General features: G+C 70.9%; 20 protein-coding genes. 15 read left to right on the forward strand and 5 right to left on the reverse strand.

What is annotated here, in order from left to right:
• The first annotated feature begins 248 nt into the window (after window positions 1–248).
• Both ABS78_RS21285 and ABS78_RS21290 read left to right on the forward strand, forming a co-directional pair.
• Window positions 249–833: a TetR/AcrR family transcriptional regulator C-terminal domain-containing protein gene (locus tag ABS78_RS21285; RefSeq protein ID WP_293384294.1), complete on the forward strand. Its 585-nt coding sequence runs from the start codon at window positions 249–251 to the stop codon at window positions 831–833.
• Window positions 833–1,834 carry a fatty acid desaturase family protein gene (locus tag ABS78_RS21290; protein ID WP_293384297.1) on the forward strand — a complete coding sequence of 334 codons (1,002 nt, stop codon included), beginning with the start codon at window positions 833–835 and terminating at the stop codon, window positions 1,832–1,834. Before ABS78_RS21285 ends, ABS78_RS21290 begins: the two co-directional genes overlap by 1 nt.
• A gap of 21 nt (window positions 1,835–1,855) precedes the next feature.
• On the opposite strand, the gene ABS78_RS21295 is transcribed toward ABS78_RS21290, so the two are convergent.
• Window positions 1,856–2,230 (reverse strand): MmcQ/YjbR family DNA-binding protein, encoded by a 375-nt coding sequence (locus ABS78_RS21295; protein ID WP_293384350.1) that lies wholly within the window; start codon window positions 2,228–2,230, stop codon window positions 1,856–1,858.
• 35 nt (window positions 2,231–2,265) lie between these two features.
• Between ABS78_RS21295 and ABS78_RS21300 the strand changes: the two genes are divergently transcribed.
• The 6 genes from ABS78_RS21300 to ABS78_RS21325 all read left to right on the forward strand — a co-directional run bounded on the left by ABS78_RS21300 (window position 2,266) and on the right by ABS78_RS21325 (window position 8,289).
• Window positions 2,266–2,916 carry a 50S ribosomal protein L11 methyltransferase gene (locus ABS78_RS21300; protein WP_293384300.1) on the forward strand — a complete coding sequence of 217 codons (651 nt, stop codon included), beginning with the start codon at window positions 2,266–2,268 and terminating at the stop codon, window positions 2,914–2,916.
• A 37-nt stretch (window positions 2,917–2,953) separates the two neighbouring features.
• Window positions 2,954–3,304 (forward strand): VOC family protein, encoded by a 351-nt coding sequence (locus tag ABS78_RS21305; RefSeq protein WP_293384303.1) that lies wholly within the window; start codon window positions 2,954–2,956, stop codon window positions 3,302–3,304.
• A gap of 89 nt (window positions 3,305–3,393) precedes the next feature.
• Entirely contained in the window at window positions 3,394–3,705 is a 312-nt protein-coding gene (locus ABS78_RS21310; RefSeq protein ID WP_293384306.1) for a trypsin-like peptidase domain-containing protein, read from the forward strand.
• 61 nt (window positions 3,706–3,766) lie between these two features.
• Window positions 3,767–5,527 (forward strand): gamma-glutamyltransferase family protein, encoded by a 1,761-nt coding sequence (locus tag ABS78_RS21315; RefSeq protein WP_293384308.1) that lies wholly within the window; start codon window positions 3,767–3,769, stop codon window positions 5,525–5,527.
• Between the two features lie 130 nt (window positions 5,528–5,657).
• The gene (locus ABS78_RS21320; RefSeq protein WP_293384311.1) at window positions 5,658–7,880 is read left to right on the forward strand and encodes an ATP-binding protein; all 2,223 of its coding nucleotides are present in this window, start codon (window positions 5,658–5,660) and stop codon (window positions 7,878–7,880) included.
• Between the two features lie 58 nt (window positions 7,881–7,938).
• A complete protein-coding gene (locus ABS78_RS21325) occupies window positions 7,939–8,289 on the forward strand; it encodes an MmcQ/YjbR family DNA-binding protein (protein ID WP_293384314.1) in 351 nt (116 codons plus the stop codon).
• A gap of 18 nt (window positions 8,290–8,307) precedes the next feature.
• Here ABS78_RS21325 and ABS78_RS21330 read toward each other — a convergent pair whose 3' ends face one another.
• Window positions 8,308–8,532, reverse strand: a complete 225-nt coding sequence (locus tag ABS78_RS21330) for a hypothetical protein (protein ID WP_293384317.1) — start codon at window positions 8,530–8,532, stop codon at window positions 8,308–8,310.
• A 44-nt stretch (window positions 8,533–8,576) separates the two neighbouring features.
• Between ABS78_RS21330 and ABS78_RS21335 the strand changes: the two genes are divergently transcribed.
• The 7 genes from ABS78_RS21335 (at window position 8,577) to ABS78_RS21365 (ending at window position 15,486) form a co-directional block, all read left to right on the forward strand.
• Window positions 8,577–10,103: a UbiD family decarboxylase gene (locus ABS78_RS21335; protein ID WP_293384320.1), complete on the forward strand. Its 1,527-nt coding sequence runs from the start codon at window positions 8,577–8,579 to the stop codon at window positions 10,101–10,103.
• 9 nt (window positions 10,104–10,112) lie between these two features.
• Window positions 10,113–10,514 carry an MAPEG family protein gene (locus ABS78_RS21340; protein WP_293384323.1) on the forward strand — a complete coding sequence of 134 codons (402 nt, stop codon included), beginning with the start codon at window positions 10,113–10,115 and terminating at the stop codon, window positions 10,512–10,514.
• A 79-nt stretch (window positions 10,515–10,593) separates the two neighbouring features.
• Window positions 10,594–11,925, forward strand: a complete 1,332-nt coding sequence (locus ABS78_RS21345) for a TldD/PmbA family protein (RefSeq protein ID WP_293384326.1) — start codon at window positions 10,594–10,596, stop codon at window positions 11,923–11,925.
• Entirely contained in the window at window positions 11,922–12,725 is an 804-nt protein-coding gene (locus ABS78_RS21350; protein WP_293384329.1) for a 3'(2'),5'-bisphosphate nucleotidase CysQ, read from the forward strand. The genes ABS78_RS21345 and ABS78_RS21350 overlap by 4 nt, the downstream gene beginning before the upstream one ends.
• A 33-nt stretch (window positions 12,726–12,758) precedes the next feature.
• Entirely contained in the window at window positions 12,759–13,001 is a 243-nt protein-coding gene (locus ABS78_RS21355) for a DUF4170 domain-containing protein (RefSeq protein ID WP_293384332.1), read from the forward strand.
• A gap of 84 nt (window positions 13,002–13,085) precedes the next feature.
• The gene (locus ABS78_RS21360) at window positions 13,086–14,039 is read left to right on the forward strand and encodes a MoxR family ATPase (protein WP_293384335.1); all 954 of its coding nucleotides are present in this window, start codon (window positions 13,086–13,088) and stop codon (window positions 14,037–14,039) included.
• A 52-nt stretch (window positions 14,040–14,091) separates the two neighbouring features.
• The gene (locus ABS78_RS21365) at window positions 14,092–15,486 is read left to right on the forward strand and encodes a VWA domain-containing protein (RefSeq protein ID WP_293384338.1); all 1,395 of its coding nucleotides are present in this window, start codon (window positions 14,092–14,094) and stop codon (window positions 15,484–15,486) included.
• Here the strand turns inward: ABS78_RS21365 and ABS78_RS21370 are convergent.
• The 3 genes from ABS78_RS21370 to ABS78_RS21380 form a co-directional block, all read right to left on the reverse strand.
• Window positions 15,471–16,076 carry a GNAT family protein gene (locus tag ABS78_RS21370; protein ID WP_293384341.1) on the reverse strand — a complete coding sequence of 202 codons (606 nt, stop codon included), beginning with the start codon at window positions 16,074–16,076 and terminating at the stop codon, window positions 15,471–15,473. The genes ABS78_RS21365 and ABS78_RS21370 overlap by 16 nt on opposite strands.
• 283 nt (window positions 16,077–16,359) lie before the next feature.
• Window positions 16,360–17,118, reverse strand: a complete 759-nt coding sequence (locus ABS78_RS21375; RefSeq protein ID WP_293384344.1) for a sulfite exporter TauE/SafE family protein — start codon at window positions 17,116–17,118, stop codon at window positions 16,360–16,362.
• Between the two features lie 325 nt (window positions 17,119–17,443).
• On the reverse strand, window positions 17,444–18,097 hold a 654-nt coding region (locus ABS78_RS21380), incomplete at its 5' end, for an acyl-CoA dehydrogenase family protein (protein WP_293384347.1).

An 18,097-nucleotide genomic window follows, 5' to 3' on the forward strand; every position in this document is an offset into this window, starting at 1 on the left:
GCCTGGAGGGGTCTCGCGGCGTTTGATGGCCGTCAGGTGACCGCCCTGTGGCGAATCGCGGAACGGGCCAGCGACCAAACCGCGCAGGGCGCATCCGGCGGCGAGCGCCGGACGTGCGGCGCCCCTTGCGCCCTTTTCTTGTATGGCATACAAATAACATCGTGACGAACGTTCGACCCCTTCCGACCGTCCGGCCGGACGACGCCGGCTCCCGGGACTCGAGAGCTGTCCGCGAGACGGGAAAGCGGATGCGCTCGCGCCTGCTGGACGCGGCGGTCGAGCTGTTCAAGGCCAAGGGGCTGGCGGCGGTTTCGGTGGCCGAGATCGCGACGGCGGCCGGCGCCTATCCCAGCCAGGTCACCTATTACTTCCGCACCAAGGAAGCGCTGTTCGTCGAGGCCGCCTGCCGCGAGGTGCTGTACGTAGCCCGCCAGGCCGAGGCCGCGGCGGCCGGCGCGCCCACCGGCGCCGACTACAACCGCCGACTGGTCGAGACGGTGATCGGCTCGCCCGGCCTGGCCCTGTTCGTCGAGGCCCTGTCGCTCACCCGCCGCCGCCAGGACCTCTCGCCCCTGGTCGAGCGCACCTTCGAGCGGCTGCACGCCGAGGGGGACCGGGCCTATGCCGACACGCGGAAGCGGCGCGGCTGGTCCAGCGCGGAGGACCCGGCCACGGTGGCCCGCCGCTTCTGGACCCTGGCCCTGGGCGTCGCCCTGCGCGAAGGCGCCACCGAGGCGACCGTGGCCCAGGCCGTCGATGAGATGACCGCCCTGCTGCGTGCGGCCCCGGTCATGCGCGAACCGGCGAAACCCGAGACTTCAGGAGACGCCTGATGGCCGCCGCCGCCCGTGTCGCCCCCAAGGACTATTTCACGCCGCAGGAATGGGCGCCGCTGGCGCACAAGTCGGCCTGGAAAGGTCCGGCGTTGATCGCGCACGCCTGGATCGTCATCGGTCTGGCGGCCGCCCTGGCGATGGCGTTCCCGATCGCCATCCCGCTGGCGGTGATGATCATCGGCGGCCGGCAACTGGGCCTCGCCATCCTGATGCACGACGCCGCCCACGGCGCGCTGCACCCGAACCTGAAGGTCAACGACTGGCTGGGCGAGTATCTGACGCCGGGCGGACTCGTGCCGTACCGCACCTATCACCTGGGCCACCACAAGTACGCCCAGCAAGCCGAGGACCCCGACCTGGGCCTCTCGGCGCCGTTCCCGATCACGCGCGTGTCCCTGCGCCGCAAGATCTTCCGCGACCTGACCGGCCAGACCCACTTCAAGCAGCGCTGGGCGCCGCTGTTCAAGCGCATCGCCCAGCGCAAGCCGGGCGAGAGCGCCCTGGGAATCGTGTGGACGTTCGTGAAGCATCGGCCGCGCTTCTTCATCGGCGCCGCCGTGACGATCGCGGCCACGGCGCCGTTCGGATACTGGTGGGCGTGGTTCGTGCTGTGGTGGCTGCCGTCGGCCACGTGGCTGCCGCTGATCACCCGGCTTCGCAACATCGCCGAGCACGCCTGCGTGGCCAAGGACGAGCCCGACCCCCTGCGTCACGCCCGCACCACCCGCGCCGGCTGGATCGCCCGGGCGTTCCTGGCGCCCTACTACGTGAACTACCACTGCGAGCATCACATGTTCATGCATGTGCCCTGCTACAACCTGCCCCGCGCGCACCGCCTGCTGCGGCGCAAGGACGTGTTGCCCGGAATGCTGACGGCGCCCGGCTACTGGGACGTGCTGCGCATGGCCTCGTCCAAGCCGGCGCGCCAGGACGCCGGCCGCGGCCCGACTCCCGAGGCGCGCGGCGTGGAGCAGGGCGCCATCCGGGCGCTTCAGTAGGGCCGGCTCAGAGAGGCCGGCTCAGGGAAGGCGGGCCGCCAGCCGCTTCGGCGCCGCCAGCGCCCAGCTCGACCGGAGCCGCGCCTCGACCAGCGCCCAGTCCACGACCTCGTCGGCGAGGCTCACCGCCACCCAACCCGACGGCCAGAGGTAGGCGGGCTTGCCGTAGGTCTGCGGGTCGGCCTCCCACAGCATCTCCTGCTCGTCGCGGCCGGTGGTCTTGACGCAGACCGCCGTCATGCCGTCGCCGTGATGGTCGTGCCGGAAGTAGGCGAACATCTTGCCCGCCACGTCGAAGGCCGGGATGCCGTGGCTGATCCGCTCGCCCGTCTCGGGCAGGGCGAGGCAAAGGTCGCGAACGCGCTGTTCGACGGCGGCGGGATCGGCGGCGAGCATGGCGCCCACCCTAGGCCCTCCGCTACAGAGGCGCCATGATCACCGACCGGCGGCAGTTCATCCTCGACAACACCCGGCTCCAGCGTCCGCCGCACACGCCCGAGCTGGTCCTGCATCTGGCCGACGAGGTCACGCCCATCTGGCGGCTTACCGAGGAGGCTCTGGAGGAGATCGGCCTGCCGCCGCCGTTCTGGGCCTTCGCCTGGGCGGGGGGCCAGGCTCTGGCGCGCTACGTGCTGGACCGTCCCGAGGTCGTGGGCGGCCGGGGCGTCGTCGACTTCGCCTCGGGCTCGGGGATCGTGGGCGTCGCCGCGGCGCGGGCCGGCGCCGCACGGGTCCTGGCGGCCGACATCGATCCCTTCTGCGGCGCGGCGCTGGCGCTGAACGCCGCGGCGAACGGCGTCGCCGTCGACTTCACCGACGCCGACCTGCTGGACGTCCCGCCCCCCGCCTGGGCGCAGGTCATCCTGGCGGGCGACATCTGCTACGAGAAGCCGCTGGCCGACCGGGTGATGGCCTGGCTGGGCGCCGCCCGCGACGCCGGCGCCACGGTCCTGATCGGCGACCCCGGCCGCAGCTACTTCCCGCGCGAGGGGCTGACGAAGCTGGCCGAATACCAGGTGCCGACGACACGCGAGCTGGAGGACCTCGAGGTCAAGAAGACCGCGGTCTGGACTCTACCCTGATGCGCCGCCAATTTCGGAACAAACAAGGAACTTCGACATGCGCCAGGACGGTCAGATCGACTATGTGGAGTTGCCCGGCGGCGACCTCTCCGCCAGCAAGGCCTTCTACGCCCAGGCCTTCGGCTGGGGGTTCACCGACTACGGACCGACCTACGCCGCCTTCGACCAGGGCCTGGACGGCGGCTTCGACGCCGACGGGGACGCAGCCGCCGGCAAGCCCCTGGTGATCCTCTACGCCCACGACCTGGAGGCCATGGAGGCGAAGGTGCGCGCGGCGGGCGGCGAGATCGTGCGCCCCATCTTCAGCTTCCCCGGCGGCCGCCGCTTCCACTTCCGCGACCCGGCGGGCAACGAGCTGGCCGTGTGGAGCGAAGCGGGCGCGGCTTGAAGGTTCGCGTTCAGGATGTGAGACAAGGCCGGGGTTCTGGGGGGAAACCATGCGACGGTTCTGGTTCGTGCTGGCGGGCGCATTGATGTTTGCGGGGCAGGCGGGGGGGCAGCGGCCTCGGTTCGGCGGTCTTCGCCATCGGGACGCCGCTCGATCCGACCCTTCAGAACACCGTCACCCGCGGCGTGGTGTCGGCGACCCGGATCATCGACGGCTTCAACTTCATCCAGAGCGACGTGCCGGTCACCCAGGGCAGCAGCGGCGGGCCGCTTTTGGACGAGAAGGTCGTGGTCGTGGGTATCACGCACAGTGTGATCGACCCCGCAAAAGGGTCGTCCCTCAACTTCTTCATCCCGATCGGCGACGCTCTGGACTTCCTCGGGCTGGAGGCCGCCCCATGATGGATCGTCGCGCGCCGCGCTGGGCCTGCTAACCTCTCCGGAAGCCATACCGGAGCCCGCCATGCGCCGACGTACGTTCCTGGCCGCGCTGCCCGCCGCCGCCGCAGGGCCGGCGCTCGCCGGCAGCCGGGCCGAGAACCCCGACCGCAACCGGCCCGACGTGCGGCCCGGCGACCGGATCGACGGCGCCACCTTCGCCAGCCGGTCGGCGGCGTGGGGGACCCACGGCGCGGCGGCGACGGCGCATCCGCTGGCCACGCTGGCGGCCCTCGACATGCTGCGGGCCGGCGGCTCGGCCGTGGACGCCGCCATCGCGGCCAATGCGGTGCTGGGTTACGGCGAATCCACCGCCTGCGGAATCGGCGGCGACTGTTTCGTGCTGCTGTGGGACCCGAAGACCCGCAAGGTCGTGGGGCTCAACGGATCGGGGCGCAGCCCGCGGGGCCTGTCGCTGGAGGCGGTGCGAGCCCGGGCCACGCCCAAGGGGCTGATCCCGTCGCACGGCGCGATCTCGGTGAGCACGCCCGGCTGCGTGGACGCGTGGTGGACGTTGCACGGACGCTATGGCCGGCTGCCCTGGAAGGACCTGCTGCAACCGGCGATCCGGGCGTGCGAAGAGGGGACGCCGGTGGTCCAGAACCAGGCGTTCTATCTCGAGGCCTCGAACCGAAGCTTCTCGAAGAACCCGGCCATCGAGGAGCTGGACAATTTCCGGAAGGTCTGGGCGCCCGACGGGCGCACGCCGCGTGAAGGGGAGGTGTTCCGCAACCCCGCCCTGGGGCGCACCTACCGCCTGATCGCCGAGGGCGGCGGGCGCGCCTTCTACGAGGGCGAGATCGCCGAGACCCTCGAACGCTATTTCCGGCGCATCGGCGGCTGGATGACCCGCGCCGACCTGGCGGCCCACCGCACCGAGTGGGTCGAGCCGCGCAGCGTCCGCTATCGCGACACCGACGTCTGGGCGCTGCCGGCCAACACCCAGGGCTATGTCACGCTCCAGATGCTGGCGATGCTGGACCGGTTCGACCTGAGGGGCATGGGCTTCCAGTCGGCCCAGGCGATCCACCACGGCGTCGAGGCCAAGCGCCTGGCCTTCGAGGATCGCGCCCGCTTCTACGCCGACCCCGCCTTCTACGAGCAGCCGATCGACTGGCTGCTCTCCGCCGACTACGCGGCCGAACGCGCGCGGCTGATCCGGCCCGACCGCATCCTGGACACGGTCTTCCCGGGCCGCGCGCCCACCCAGGGGGACACCACCTATCTCACCACCGCCGACGCCGACGGGATGATGGTGTCGATCATCCAGTCCAACTATCGGGGCATGGGCTCGGGCCTGATGCCCGACGGCCTGGGGTTCATGCTCCAGAACCGGGGCGAGCTGTTCGCCCTGGCCGACGGGCACCCCAACGTCTACGCGCCCGGCAAGCGGCCGTTCCAGACTATCATCCCCGGCTTCGCCACCCGCGGCGGCGAGCCCTGGCTCAGCTTCGGGGTCATGGGCGGCGGCATGCAGCCCCAGGGCCAGGCGCAGGTGATCTCGAACCTCGTGGACTTCGGACTGGGGGTGCAGGAGGCGGGGGACGCGCCCCGCTGGCACCACGACGGGGGAACCGAGCCCACCGGCGAGGACATGGGCCAGCCCGGCGTGCTCAACCTGGAGACCGGGACGCCCGAGACGACGAAGGCGGCGCTGGCGAAACTGGGCTGGACGCTGAAGCCCGCGCCGGGCGTGTACGGCGGCTATCAGGCCATCCAGCGCTGGCCGGGCCGGTGGGCGGCCGCCACCGAGATGCGGAAGGACGGCGTGGCGCTGGCCTACTGATGCGACATCCGGTCGCGGCAAGACGTCCGCGGGCCACCGCTTTACCGTTCCTCAAAGCCGGACACCGTGCGATGGCCCTGGACAAAGGGCCTTCCCCGCCGCTTCGTTGAGCGCGGAGGAAAGCTCGAGCATGGCCCCGTCAGGCGGCCGGCGGGGAGACGGGGCGGGCATGGCGCAGAACGGCGCAGGGGCGATGGCGGCGGCGGTGGGCGCGCACGCGCCTGCGCCCCGCCGCCCGCGCCTCTTCCGATCGGCCCAGCCACGCCGCTCGCCCCTCCTCGCGCCCGCCCTGGTGGTGGCCTATGTGGCCCTGGCCGTCGTGGCGTTCGCGTTCACCGAGAGCGAGGGCAGCGGCGGACTGGCCGTGCTGTGGCTGTGCAACGGCCTGTTGTGCGCGGCCATCCTGCTGCTTCCCCGGGGCCAGGCCATCGCCATGTGCGCGGCCGCCTGGGTGGCCGACTTCGGCTTCGGCTTCGTGCTGGGGAGCAATTCGCTGGCCGCCTGCGCGGTGATCGCGACGACCGACGTGTTCGAGGCCCTGCTGGCCGCCTTCCTCGTCCGCCGGGTCGGCGGGGCGGCGCTGGACCTGACCCGCGTCAAGCGACTTCGGGCGATGGTCCTTTTGGGCTTCCTGCCCGCGACGCTGATCGCCGGCACGCTGGCGACGACGGTCCTGGCGGTCGCCCTCGACGCCCCGCCCCTGCCGCTCTGGTTCGCCTATGCCGGCGGCGACTTCCTGGGCATGTCGGTGGCCGTGCCCGCCGTGCTGCTCATCGCCCGGCATGCGCGCTACCCGGGAACGGCCAGGACCCGCCTCGTCGAACGGGCGGCTTGGTTCGCGGGGCTGGCCCTGGTCACGGCGGCGGTCTTTTCGCCCCCCGCCACGCACCCGTTCCTGTTTCTCATCTTCGCCGTGGTCCTGATGGCGACGTTCCGCCTGTCGCCGCCCCACATGGCGGGCGCACTGGTCATGGTGGCCTTTCTGGCGGCGTACCTGACCATCGAGGGCGGCGGGCCGATCGCGGCGGCCTACGCCGACGTCGGAACCCGCATGCTGGTCCTGCAGATCTATCTGGCCACCCTGGCGCTCTCGAGCCTGGTGGCCGTGGCGCTTCTCAGCGAGCGGGACCGCGCCGGCGCACGGCTCAAGCGGGTGCTGACGGTGGTGCGGACCGCTCGCCGGCGCGCCGACGCGGCCGCCGAGGCGAAGTCGCGGTTCCTGGCCACCATGAGCCACGAGATGCGCACGCCCCTCAATGGCGTCATCGGCCATGCCCAGCTCCTGGCCGGCCGCGGCGACCTGACGCCCGACGCCCGCGCGCACGTCGGGGCCATCCAGACCAGCGGTGAGGCCCTGGCCGGCCTCGTCGACGACGTGCTCGACTTCTCGCAGATGGAGCGCGAGGGCCTCGCGCTGGTCGAGGCGCCGCTGAACGTCCGCGACCTGTTGCTGGACGCCGTCAACCTGGCGCGACCGCTGGCGACCGGCAAACCCCTGACCGTGAGCGCGGATATCGACGAGGGCTGCGGCGCCGGGCACACGGGCGACGCCCGTCGGCTGGGCCAGATCGTCCGCCACCTGATCGGCAACGCGGTGAAGTTCACCCCCGACGGCGCGGTGGTCGTCACCGGCGAGATCGTCAGCCGCGACGACGACCACGATGTGATCCGCATCACCGTGCGCGACACCGGCATCGGCATCGATCCGGCCCTCGCCGCCAGCCTGTTCGATCCGTTCTGGCAGGCCGACGCCGGCGCGACCCGCCGTTTCGGCGGCGCCGGCCTGGGCCTTTCGGTCAGCCGGGCGCTGGCGGACCTGATGGGCGGCCGGATCGGCGTCCGCAGCCAGCTCGGCAAGGGCTCGGAGTTCTGGCTGGAGATCCCCCTGCCGCGGAGCGCCCCGGGCGCGACCGCCCCCGGCGCAGCGGCCGCGCCCCTCGCCGTGCCGGAACCCCGGGCGGGACCCGAGGCCGCCGCCTCTCCGGGCGCATTGCGGGTCCTCATCGTCGACGACCATCCGGTGAACCGCCAGGTGGTCACCGCCTTCCTCGTCGCGTTCGGCTGCGACGTCGCCGAGTGCGAGGACGGCGCCGCGGCGGTGGCCGTGGCCGGCCGCGAGGACTTCGACCTGATCTTCATGGACATCCACATGCCGGTGATGGACGGCCTGGAGGCCAGCCGCCGCATCCGCGCGCTGGACGGCGCGCGCGCCGGAGCGCCCATTGTCGCCATGACCGCCGCGGTCAGCGACGACGATATCGCCGCCTGCCTCGCAGCCGGGATGAACGAGCATATCGGCAAGCCCATCCGCGGCGACCGCCTGGCCGAGGTGCTGTCGGCCTACGCCGCCTGAGCCGCGGGTTTGACGACGCCTCCGGCCGGCGCATGATCGGCGTCGGAGGACCCGCGCCATGACCCGCGACGAGATGACCGCCATCGTGCTCGCCTTCCCCGACGCGGAGGAGGGGACCAGCTACGGGCGCCCCTCGTTCAAGGTGAACGGCAAGTTCTTCACCCGCCTGCGCCACGAGGACGACTCCCTGGTGCTGATGGACGTTCCGTTCGACGAGCGCGAGATGCTGATCGAGGCCGAGCCCGAGACGTTCCATTTCACGGCGCACTACAAGGACTATCCCAGCGTGCTGGCGCGCATGGCGACGCTGGACGCCGGATCGTTCCGCGCCTTCCTGGAGCGTCGCTTCCGCAAGATCGCGAAGAAGGCGGCGGTGAAGGCCTGGGAAGCCGGGCGCGGGGACGACTGATCCCGCGGATAGGACCGCCTAGAATTCGTCCTCGATCGCCGAGCGGAAGGTCTCGAACACCTCGGCCATGTGCTGTTCGGGCGGCTGATCGGCGGGGGGCGCCTCGGCGACCGCAGCCGCCCCCGCGGTGAGCCGGCGCACCACCGCCCCGCGCCGGACGAGCGTCAGGTCGTCGCCCTCGGACAGACCTTCGAGGAGGGCGGCGATCTTGGGTGGCAGGTCGTCGAGGTCCAGGCGGGCCATGCCCCCATCCTAGACCCGTTCGGCGGGCGCGGGTAAACCGCCGCATGGCCTATCGCTCGCTGCGCGAATTCATCTCGAAACTGGAAGCCGCCGGCGAACTGGTCCGCGTGACCGAGCCCGTCTCGACCCACCTGGAGATGACCGAGATCCAGCGGCGGCTGCTGCGCGACGGCGGGCCGGCCGTGCTGTTCGAGAACGTCGTCATGGCCGATGGCGAACGTTCGTCCATGCCCTGCCTGGTCAATCTGTTCGGAACGGTGAAGCGGGTGGCCATGGGCGTCACCCTGGAGAAGCGCGAGCGCACCACCGCCGCCGAACTGCGCGAGGTGGGCGAACTGCTGGCCTTCCTGCGACAGCCCGAGCCGCCGCGCGGGCTGAAGGACGCCATGGACATGCTGCCCCTGGCGAAGACCGTTCTGGGGATGCGCCCGCAGGTGCGCAAGAGCGGCCCGGTGCAGCAGGTGGTGCTCACGGGCGACCGGATCGACCTGACGAAATTGCCGATCCAGGGCTGCTGGCCGGGCGAGCCCGCGCCGCTCATCACCTGGCCCCTGGTGGTGACGAAAGGGCCGTCGGACTCGCGGGAGGACGACTACAACCTGGGCATCTACCGGATGCAGGTGCTGGGCAAGGACCGCACCATCATGCGCTGGCTGGCGCATCGCGGGGGCGCTCAGCACCATCGGCGCTGGAAGGCCGAGGGCAAGCGCGACCCGCTTCCCGCCTGCGCGGTCATCGGCGCCGATCCGGGCACGATCCTGGCCGCGGTGACGCCCGTCCCCGACACGCTGTCGGAATACCAGTTCGCCGGGCTGCTGCGCGGATCGAAGCTCGACCTCGTGCCGGCCAAGACCGTGCCCCTGATGGTTCCGGCCCAGGCCGAGATCGTGCTGGAAGGCTACGTCCTGCTGGACGAGTACGCCGACGAGGGCCCGTACGGCGACCACACCGGCTACTACAACTCGGTCGAGCGCTTTCCCGTCTTCCAGGTGACCGCCGTCACCATGCGCAAGGACCCGATCTACCTCACCACCTTCACCGGCCGGCCGCCGGACGAGCCCTCGGTGCTGGGCGAGGCGCTGAACGAGGTCTTCATCCCCCTGATCCGCCAGCAGTTCCCCGAGATCGTCGACTTCTGGCTGCCCCCCGAGGGCTGCAGCTACCGGATCGCCGTGGTCTCGATGAAGAAGGCGTACCCCGGCCACGCCAAACGCGTGATGATGGGCGTCTGGAGCTATCTCCGGCAGTTCATGTACACGAAGTGGGTGATCGTCGTGGACGACGACGTCGACGCCCGCGATTGGAAGGACGTCATGTGGGCCGTCTCGACCCGCATGGACCCGGCCCGCGACATCACCGTCGTGGAGAACACGCCGATCGACTACCTGGACTTCGCCTCTCCCGAGAGCGGCCTGGGGTCCAAGATCGGCCTCGACGCCACCGACAAGTGGCCGCCAGAGACCCATCGCGAGTGGGGCCGGAAGCTGGGCATGGACCCCGACGTCGCGGAGACGGTGACCGCGAAATGGGCCAGCCTGGGCCTGCCCGGAAGCGGCCGGCCGGTCGAATAGGAGACCCTGATGGACCCGACGACCTCGGCGCACGCCGCCGCCCTGTGGGCGGGCCTGCACATCGTCCTGCTCCTCGTGCTGTCGGTGCTGGTGACGCGCCAGCGGCGAAAACACCGGGTCGAGATCGGCGACGGCGGCGTGCCGGCGCTGCAACAGGCCATCCGCGCGTTCGGGAACGCGACCGAGTATGTGCCGGCGGCGCTGGCGGGCCTGAGCCTGCTGGCGCTGGTGGGCGCGCCGCCGCTCCTCATCCACCCCATCGGGCTGATCCTGTTCGCCGGGCGGATCGCGCACGCCGTGGGCCTGTCCCGTTCGACCGGGGCGTCGCTGCCGCGGGCGGGCGGCGTCCTGGCCACGTGGATCAGCCTCGTCGCGATCGCCGCCGCCCTTCTGTTCTACGCCATCCCCTGAGGCCGGCGGGCGGGAGACGGACCGTCGCGGGACAGGCTGGCGGGTTGTGGCGCGGCCCGGCGTCGGCCATATCCCGCCGATGGACGAAAACCTTCTGAACGACGTCGTGGCCGCCGCCCTCAAGGCCGGTGCGGACGCGGCCGAAGCCGTGGGCGCGGAACGGCGCAGCCTGTCGATCACCGTACGCGACGGAGACCTCGAAGAGGTCGAACGCGAGGAATCGCGCGATCTCGGCCTGCGCGTGTTCGTGGGCCGGCGGCAGGCCACGGTGTCCGGATCGGACATCTCGCCGGGCGCCCGGGCCCGGCTGGTGGAGCGGGCGGTCGCGATGGCGAAGCTGGCCCCGGAAGACCCCTATGCGGGCCTGGCCGAACCCGAAAAGCTGGTCCGAGGCCCCCTGCCCGACCTCGACCTCTACGACCCGACCGAGCCGACCGCCGAGGCGCTGGAAGCACGCGCACGTGCGGCGGAGGCGGCGGCGCGGGCCGCGCCCGGCGTCACCAACACAGACGGCGCCACCGGCGGCTGGTCCTCCAGCCGGTGGGTCATGGTCACCAGCGCCGGCTTCGAAGGCGTCCACCGGGCCTCGGGCTTCTCGATCGGCGCCTCGGCCATCGCCGGCGACGAGAACGGCATGGAGACCGGCTACGACGGCCGCTCCACCCGATGGGAAGCCGACCTGCCGCCGCCCGAGCGCCTCGGCGCCGAAGCCGGCCGCCGGGCGGCCGGACGCCTGGGCGCCCGCAAGATCGCCTCGACCACCGCGCCGGTGATCTTCGAGAACCGGCTGGCCAGCTCGCTCATCAGCCCCCTGATCGGGGCCATCTCGGGTCCCGCCATCGCCCGCGGCGCGTCGTTCCTGAAGGACAGGCTGGGCGACCGGATCTTCGCCCCCGGCGTCGTCGTCGAGGACGATCCGCACCGCCTCCGCGGCCTGGGCTCCAGCCCCTTCGACGACGAGGGCGTGGCCAACGCCAAGCGTCGCCTGATCGACGACGGCGTGCTGACCACCTGGCTGCTCAACTGCCCCAGTGCGCGCCAGCTCGGCCTCGAGACCACGGGTCACGCCTCGCGCGGGCTGGCCGGGCCGCCCGGCGTGTCGACCTCGAACCTCACCCTTCTGCCCGGCGGCCGGAGCCAGGCCGAACTGATGCGGGACGCCGGCGCCGGACTCCTCGTCACCTCGATGTTCGGGCCGTCCCTGAACGCCCATACGGGCGACTGGTCGGTGGGCTGTTCGGGCTTCTGGTTCGAGGGCGGGGAGATCGCCTATCCGGTCAACGAGATCACCGTGGCGGGCAACCTGATCGACATCTTCGGCCGCATCGTGCCGGGCTCGGACCTCGAAATCCGCGGCGCCGCGAATGCGCCCTCGCTGCTGGTCGATGCGGTGGCCATCGCCGGCCGATGACGCATCCCGGCACGGACGCCGACCTGGCGCTCATCCTCGACGCCGCGCACGAGGCCGGAGCCCTGGCCCGCGACATCCGCCGCCGCGGGCTGGAGGTGGACTACAAGCCCGAGGATCGCTCGCCGGTGACGAACGCCGACCTCGCGGCCGACCGCCTGCTGACGGAACGCCTGCGCACGGCGCGCCCCGACTACGGCTGGCTCTCCGAAGAGACCGCCGACGACCGCGACCGCCTGGACCGACGGCGCATCTTCGTGGTCGATCCCATCGATGGGACGCGCGCCTTCCTGAACGGCCGGCCCTGGTGGTCGGTCGCGATCGCCGTGGTGGAGGACGGTCTGCCCACATCCGCCGTGGTGTTCGCGCCCGAGACCGACGAGACCTACGCCGCGGCGGCGGGCGAGGGGGCGACCCGCAACGGCGAGGCGATCCGCCCCAGCCGGGCCCTCGACCTCGCCGACTGTCGGATGGCCGGGGATTCAATGGTGTTCTCCCACTGGTCATGGCCCACGCCGTGGCCCGCCATGCGGGTGGAGCCGCGCAGTTCCACCGCCTACCGGATGTGCCTGGTGGCGGCGGGCGACTTCGACGCCGCCGTAGCGCCTCTGCGCAAGTCGGACTGGGACGTGGCGGCGGGCGATCTCATCGCACGGGAAGCGGGTTGCTTCGTCGGCGACCACACGGGCGCGGGCTTCCGCTACAATCGCGCACGGCCCTCGCAGGCGAGCCTGATCTGCGCCACGCCGGCGCTGGCCCCATTGATCCTGGACCGCGTCCGGCATATTGGCGCGTCAAATTGATGGACGGCGCAAGAAAATCCTCGAAAGGCGGCCATGTCTGACAAGCAACTTCTCCACCTCGTGATCGGCGGCGAACTGAAATCGCTGGACGGCGCGCCCGAGTTCCGCGACCTGACCCAGGTCGATCTCGTCGGCGCCTTCCCGACCTATCAGGCCGCCCGCCAGGCCTGGCTGGCCAAGGCGCAGCAGACGGTCGACAACGCCCTCATGCGCTACTTCATCATCCACGCGCACAAGCTGCTCGACCCGAACGCCGACGACGACCACGAACACTGAGATCGCGTCAAACAGCCGTTTGCACACACGCGGCGCGCTTGGCACAATCGGGCTTTCGCACGATCCATTTCGAAAGCCCCTGATTTGACTCCGTCTCCTACGGCCGCCAACGCGGCCGCCGCCGATCCGCTCGGCTCCGTCGACGCCCTGATCGAGGGCCTGGGCTCTGTGGGCTATATCGCGTCCCGCCGCATCGCCACCGCGCTGTTCATGGCCGCGAAGCTCCAGAAGCCGATCCTGGTGGAAGGCTCGGCCGGCGTGGGCAAGACCGAGCTGGCGCTCTCCACCGCCGCCCTGCTCGGCCTGCCGCTGATCCGCATGCAGTGCTACGAGGGCCTCGACGAATCCAAGGCGCTGTACGAATGGAAGTACGGCAAGCAGCTCCTCTACACCCAGATCCTGAAGGACCGCATGGGCGAGCAGCTCGCCGACGCGCCCGACATGGAGGCGGCCATGGACCGCCTGCACGGGATGGGCGACCTGTTCTTCTCCGAGCCGTTCCTGGAGCCGCGCCCGCTGATGAAGGCGCTGCGCGAGGACGACGGCTGCGTCCTGCTGATCGACGAGGTCGACAAGTCGGACGAGGCGTTCGAGGCCTTCCTGCTCGAGGTGCTGTCGGCCTACCAGGTCTCGGTGCCGGAGCTGGGCGTGCTGAAGGCGAAGACGCCGCCGCTGGTGTTCCTGACCTCGAACAACGTCCGCGACCTGGGCGATGCGCTGAAGCGGCGCTGCCTGCACCTGCACATCCCGCTGCCCGAGGCGGCGCTGGAAGAGCGTATCGTCGCCAGCCGCGTGCCCGGCATCGAAGCGAAGCTGACCCGCGAACTGGTCGGCTTCGTCCAGTCGCTGCGGACGATGGACCTGCGCAAGTCGCCGTCGATCTCCGAGACGGTGGACTGGGCGCGCGCGCTCGTCCTGCTCCACGCCGACAGCCTCCAGCCCGAGCTGGTGCGCGAGACGCTGAACGTCATCCTGAAGTTCGAGCAGGACATCGCGGCGATCGAGCCGCAGGTGGTCGAGCTGCTGCACCGGCGATGAGGGCGGCGCCCGGGCCCCTCGCACCCTCCGCGACGCGACGGGAGAGGTAGGCATGCAGCATACGCTGGAACAGTTCTTCCGGGCGCTCCGGGCTTCGGACGTGCGGGTGTCGCCGGCCGAGGCGATCGACGCCAGCCGGGCGGCGGCGGTCGTAGGCTATGCGGATCGCGACCTGTTCCGCGACGCGCTCTGCGCCACCCTGGCCAAGTCGTCCGACGAGGTGGCGCGGTTCGACGCCGTTTTCGAAACCTTCTTCGCGCGCGACGCCGCGCGACCGCCCGCGTCCCCGAGCCGGAGCGAAGAGGAAAGCCAGAGCGAAGGTGGCGCGCAGGACGAAGGGCCGTCCGAAGCCGACATGGCCGCCGCCGAAGGCTCACCGCTGGCCCAGGCCGTGCTCCAGGGCGACGTCGCGGCCATACAGCAATCGATGGAGTCCGCCGCCGCCCGCGCGGGCGTATCCGAGATCCGCCTCTCCACCCAGCGCTCGCGGCTGACGCGCCGCCTGCTGGAGGAGATGGGCCTGGAGGAGATCGAGCGGATCATCGCCAATGCGCGACGCCTGCCCGGCGGCGAGGGCGAAGGCCTGGCCGACCGGCTGGAGGCGGCCCGTCGGGGGCTGTTCGAGCAGGCCCAGGCCTATGTCGCCCGCCAGCACGACCTCTACGCCGCCGGCTCGGCCCGGGAGCTGCGCGAGGAGCGGCTGGCGCGGAAGCAGCTCAACGCCGACGGCGGCGTCGATCCGGTGGACTACGAGCTGATGGCCGCCCTGGTGAAGAAGATGGCCAAGCGGCTGGCCGCCAAGTACTCGCGCCGCCGCCACGTGGCGCACAAGGGTCACCTCGACGTCCGCAAGACCCTGCGCCGCAGCCTGGCCTACGGCGGCGTGCCGTTCGACATCCAGTTCAAGGTCAAGAAGGTCGACAAGCCGTCGATCGTGGCGATCTGCGACGTCTCGAAGTCGGTGGCCGCGGCCGCCCAGTTCCTGCTGACCTTTCTCTACTCCCTGAACGAGGTGGTGGACCGCCTGGAGGCCTTCGCCTTCTCGGGCCGGCTTATCAGCGTGAACGACATCCTGGACGACCACGGCGTCGAGCAGGCGATCTTCAAGGTGCTGCAGGAGATCGGCTTCCAGCAGACCGACTACGGGCGGGCGCTCCAGGACTTCTCGGAGCAACATCTGGACAAGCTGGACCGGCGCACGACGGTGATCGTCCTGGGCGATGGCCGCTCGAACTTCGCCGACCCGCGCCTCGACCTGATGAAGGAGATCCACGACCGTTCGCGGGCGGTGATCTGGCTGAACCCGGAACCCGAGAGCTACTGGGCCCAGGGCGACAGCGTCATGTATCGCTACGCCCGGTTCTGCCATGTAGCCAAGCAGTGCGGCACGCTGGAGCAGCTCGAACGCATCATCGACGATGTCCTGCGGAGCTACGTACCCCACTGAGGCGACGCCCCGAACGCGGCGATGCGCGCGTCGAGGCGGTCGCGTACGGCGGGCCATTCGGTCTCGAGGATCGAGAAGATCACCGTGTCACGGACGCGGCCGGTCCAGGTCTGGCGGTCCTGCCGCAGGATTCCCTCCTGGACGGCGCCCAGCTTGAGCACCGCGGCGCGGCTGCGGAGGTTCAGGGCGTCGACCCGATAGGCGACGCGGCGGGCGCCGGCCTCGAAGGCGTGGCCCATCATCAGCCGCTTGGCCGAGGGATTCACCGGGCCGCCCCGACGGTCGGGCCGGTAGTAGGTGCCGCCCACCTCCACCGCCGCATTGGGCGGATCGATCGCGTAGAAGGTGGTGATCCCCACCACCTCGTTTCCGGCGACCACGGCGTAGGGCTGGGTGTGGCCCGCGGCGGCGTCGGACATCAGCCGGCTCCAGGTCGGCGCGAAGTGCGCCCCCGCCCACGAGACGGGATAGAGTTCGGTCCAGATCGCCGCGTCGGCGTTGACCGCCGCCTCCAGACCCTCGCGGTGCGTCTCGGCCATCGGCTCGAGTCGAACGAAGGCGTTTTCGAGCGGGGTGGGAATGAGCTTCATCGACCTCGGCCCTCCGGCAAGATCACGGCTATAGGGACCATTCGGTCTGACGGAAATGTCCGCTTCCGGGCCAAGGCGCATACCAATTCCCGCAGCGCGACGTTTTTTCCGCCCAGGTGAAAAAAGTTGGCGCCGACCCCTTGCGGCGGCGCTTGGCCGACATACCTGAAGGCGTGCCCATTCCTGGGCGTTTCCTCCCTAAAGACTTCCCGGCCGGGTCCCTTGGACCCGGCCTTTTTTTCATGCCCCGCTCAGGCGTAACCGGGGTCAGGCGTAACCGGGTTCAGGCGCCGCCGGCGAAGAGCTGCGCGGCGCGGATCAGATAGCCCACGCCGATGGCGGTCACGATCCAGCGGGTCCAGCGCTTGAAGTTGACGTCGTTCATCCGATCCAGGATCAGGCCGCCGACGAACGTGCCAGCCATCGACAACGGGAGCGCCAGGGCGAACAGCCAGAGCGGCGGCGTCCCGGCGATCGTGGCGCCCGTCAGCAGGGGCGCGCCATAGACCACCACCTTGGACAGGTGGGAGAACACCTGGGTCGCAGCCTTCGTGGCCACGATGGCGTGGCGATTGAGCTCGGTGCGGACGAAGAAGATGTCCAGTAGCGGCCCGGCGACGCCGGCGGTCAGGTTGAGGCCCGTCACCGACAGGCCCGACAGGAACGCCTGGGGCGGCCGCGCGGCGTCCAGCCGGATCCACCCCTGCGGCAACCAGGTGAGGAAGGGCACCAACCCCATCAACAGGAAGAGCACCGGCTTCGACGGGACGATCGACAGCGCCGCCACCGCCAGGCCTGCGATCAGCGACGCCAGGGCGTACCAGCCGACGATGCTCCAGCGGACGTGCCGGCGATGCAGGAAGGCCCGCCAACCGTTGGCCACGAACTGGAGCAGGCCGTGGGTGACGAAGGCCGCCTGGACCGGCAGCACCAGGGCCAGCGCCCCCATCAGGACAAGGCCGCCCGCCATGCCGATGACGCCCGAGAGCAGGGCGGTCAGGAAGGCCATGGCGAGCAGGAATGCGGCCGTGAGCGATGTCATGGAAGTCCTCCGGAATAGCGGCCAGCCCCGTGAGGCGGGCACAGGCCGCCTCCAGTCGCTGACCGGCTGCGCGTCGCGCGCGGGACCGGTCGGGCGCTGCGAGCCGCATCGGGCGAGCGCCGTCTGAAGCGCCTCGACGGCCGGCGTCGGCCGGAGGGTCGGGCGGGATGGCGAATGTCCTATCCGCCGGGATCGGCGCTCGCCTACTCCGAAAGACGAACCGCAGCCAAGGTTGATCCGGATGATCAACCTTTCCGCACAAACGAAAGGGCCCCCGCCGCAGCGGAGGCCCTGACGTTCAGCCCGATGCCGGCTCTGTCCGTCTCTAGTTCCGGAAGACCGCCGCCATCGACGGGTCGGCCGGCATTTCCCGGTACTGCTGCAGCTCGTTGCGGCCCACCACCATGTGGTGGACTTCGTCCGGACCGTCCGCGATCCGCAAGGTGCGGGTGTTGGCGTACATGCGGGCCAGCGGGGTGTGCTGCGACACGCCGAGCGCGCCGTGCATCTGGATCGCCTGGTCGATGATGTCGCAGACCCGCTCGGGGACCATGGCCTTGACCATGTGGATCCAGATGCGGGCCTCGCGGTTGCCCAGAACGTCCATGGCCTTCGCGGCCTTGAGCACCATCAGGCGCATGGCCTCGATCTCGATCCGGGCGCGGCTGACCTTCTCGATGTTGCCGCCGAGCTGGATGATCGGCTTGCCGAACGCCACGCGGGTCAGGCCGCGGGTGACCATCAGGTCCAGCGCCTTCTCGGCCGAACCGATGGCGCGCATGCAGTGGTGGATACGGCCGGGACCCAGGCGGAGCTGGCTGATCTCGAAGCCGCGGCCTTCGCCCAGCAGCATGTTCGAGGCCGGCACGCGGGCGTTGTTGAACCGGATGTGCATGTGGCCGTGCGGCGCGTCGGGATCGCCGAACACCTGCTGGCCCTGGACGATCTCGACGCCCTCGGTCGGCAGCGGCACCAGGAT

Origin of the sequence: Phenylobacterium sp. SCN 70-31 (assembly GCF_001724605.1) — a bacterium.
GTDB lineage: Bacteria > Pseudomonadota > Alphaproteobacteria > Caulobacterales > Caulobacteraceae > Phenylobacterium.

Excerpts from the sequence above, each read along its gene's own strand:
- ABS78_RS21330 (WP_293384317.1), bottom strand. The coding sequence starts at position 8,532 with ATGGCCCGCCTGGACCTCGACGACCTGCCACCCAAGATCGCCGCCCTC.
- ABS78_RS21345 (WP_293384326.1), top strand. The coding sequence starts at position 10,594 with ATGGACGAAAACCTTCTGAACGACGTCGTGGCCGCCGCCCTCAAGGCC.
- ABS78_RS21290 (WP_293384297.1), top strand. The coding sequence starts at position 833 with ATGGCCGCCGCCGCCCGTGTCGCCCCCAAGGACTATTTCACGCCGCAG.
- ABS78_RS21305 (WP_293384303.1), top strand. The coding sequence starts at position 2,954 with ATGCGCCAGGACGGTCAGATCGACTATGTGGAGTTGCCCGGCGGCGAC.
- ABS78_RS21320 (WP_293384311.1), top strand. The coding sequence starts at position 5,658 with ATGGCCCCGTCAGGCGGCCGGCGGGGAGACGGGGCGGGCATGGCGCAG.
- ABS78_RS21325 (WP_293384314.1), top strand. The coding sequence starts at position 7,939 with ATGACCCGCGACGAGATGACCGCCATCGTGCTCGCCTTCCCCGACGCG.
- ABS78_RS21300 (WP_293384300.1), top strand. The coding sequence starts at position 2,266 with ATGATCACCGACCGGCGGCAGTTCATCCTCGACAACACCCGGCTCCAG.
- ABS78_RS21375 (WP_293384344.1), bottom strand. The coding sequence starts at position 17,118 with ATGACATCGCTCACGGCCGCATTCCTGCTCGCCATGGCCTTCCTGACC.
- ABS78_RS21335 (WP_293384320.1), top strand. The coding sequence starts at position 8,577 with ATGGCCTATCGCTCGCTGCGCGAATTCATCTCGAAACTGGAAGCCGCC.
- ABS78_RS21295 (WP_293384350.1), bottom strand. The coding sequence starts at position 2,230 with ATGCTCGCCGCCGATCCCGCCGCCGTCGAACAGCGCGTTCGCGACCTT.
- ABS78_RS21315 (WP_293384308.1), top strand. The coding sequence starts at position 3,767 with ATGCGCCGACGTACGTTCCTGGCCGCGCTGCCCGCCGCCGCCGCAGGG.
- ABS78_RS21340 (WP_293384323.1), top strand. The coding sequence starts at position 10,113 with ATGGACCCGACGACCTCGGCGCACGCCGCCGCCCTGTGGGCGGGCCTG.
- ABS78_RS21285 (WP_293384294.1), top strand. The coding sequence starts at position 249 with ATGCGCTCGCGCCTGCTGGACGCGGCGGTCGAGCTGTTCAAGGCCAAG.
- ABS78_RS21365 (WP_293384338.1), top strand. The coding sequence starts at position 14,092 with ATGCAGCATACGCTGGAACAGTTCTTCCGGGCGCTCCGGGCTTCGGAC.
- ABS78_RS21350 (WP_293384329.1), top strand. The coding sequence starts at position 11,922 with ATGACGCATCCCGGCACGGACGCCGACCTGGCGCTCATCCTCGACGCC.
- ABS78_RS21355 (WP_293384332.1), top strand. The coding sequence starts at position 12,759 with ATGTCTGACAAGCAACTTCTCCACCTCGTGATCGGCGGCGAACTGAAA.
- ABS78_RS21370 (WP_293384341.1), bottom strand. The coding sequence starts at position 16,076 with ATGAAGCTCATTCCCACCCCGCTCGAAAACGCCTTCGTTCGACTCGAG.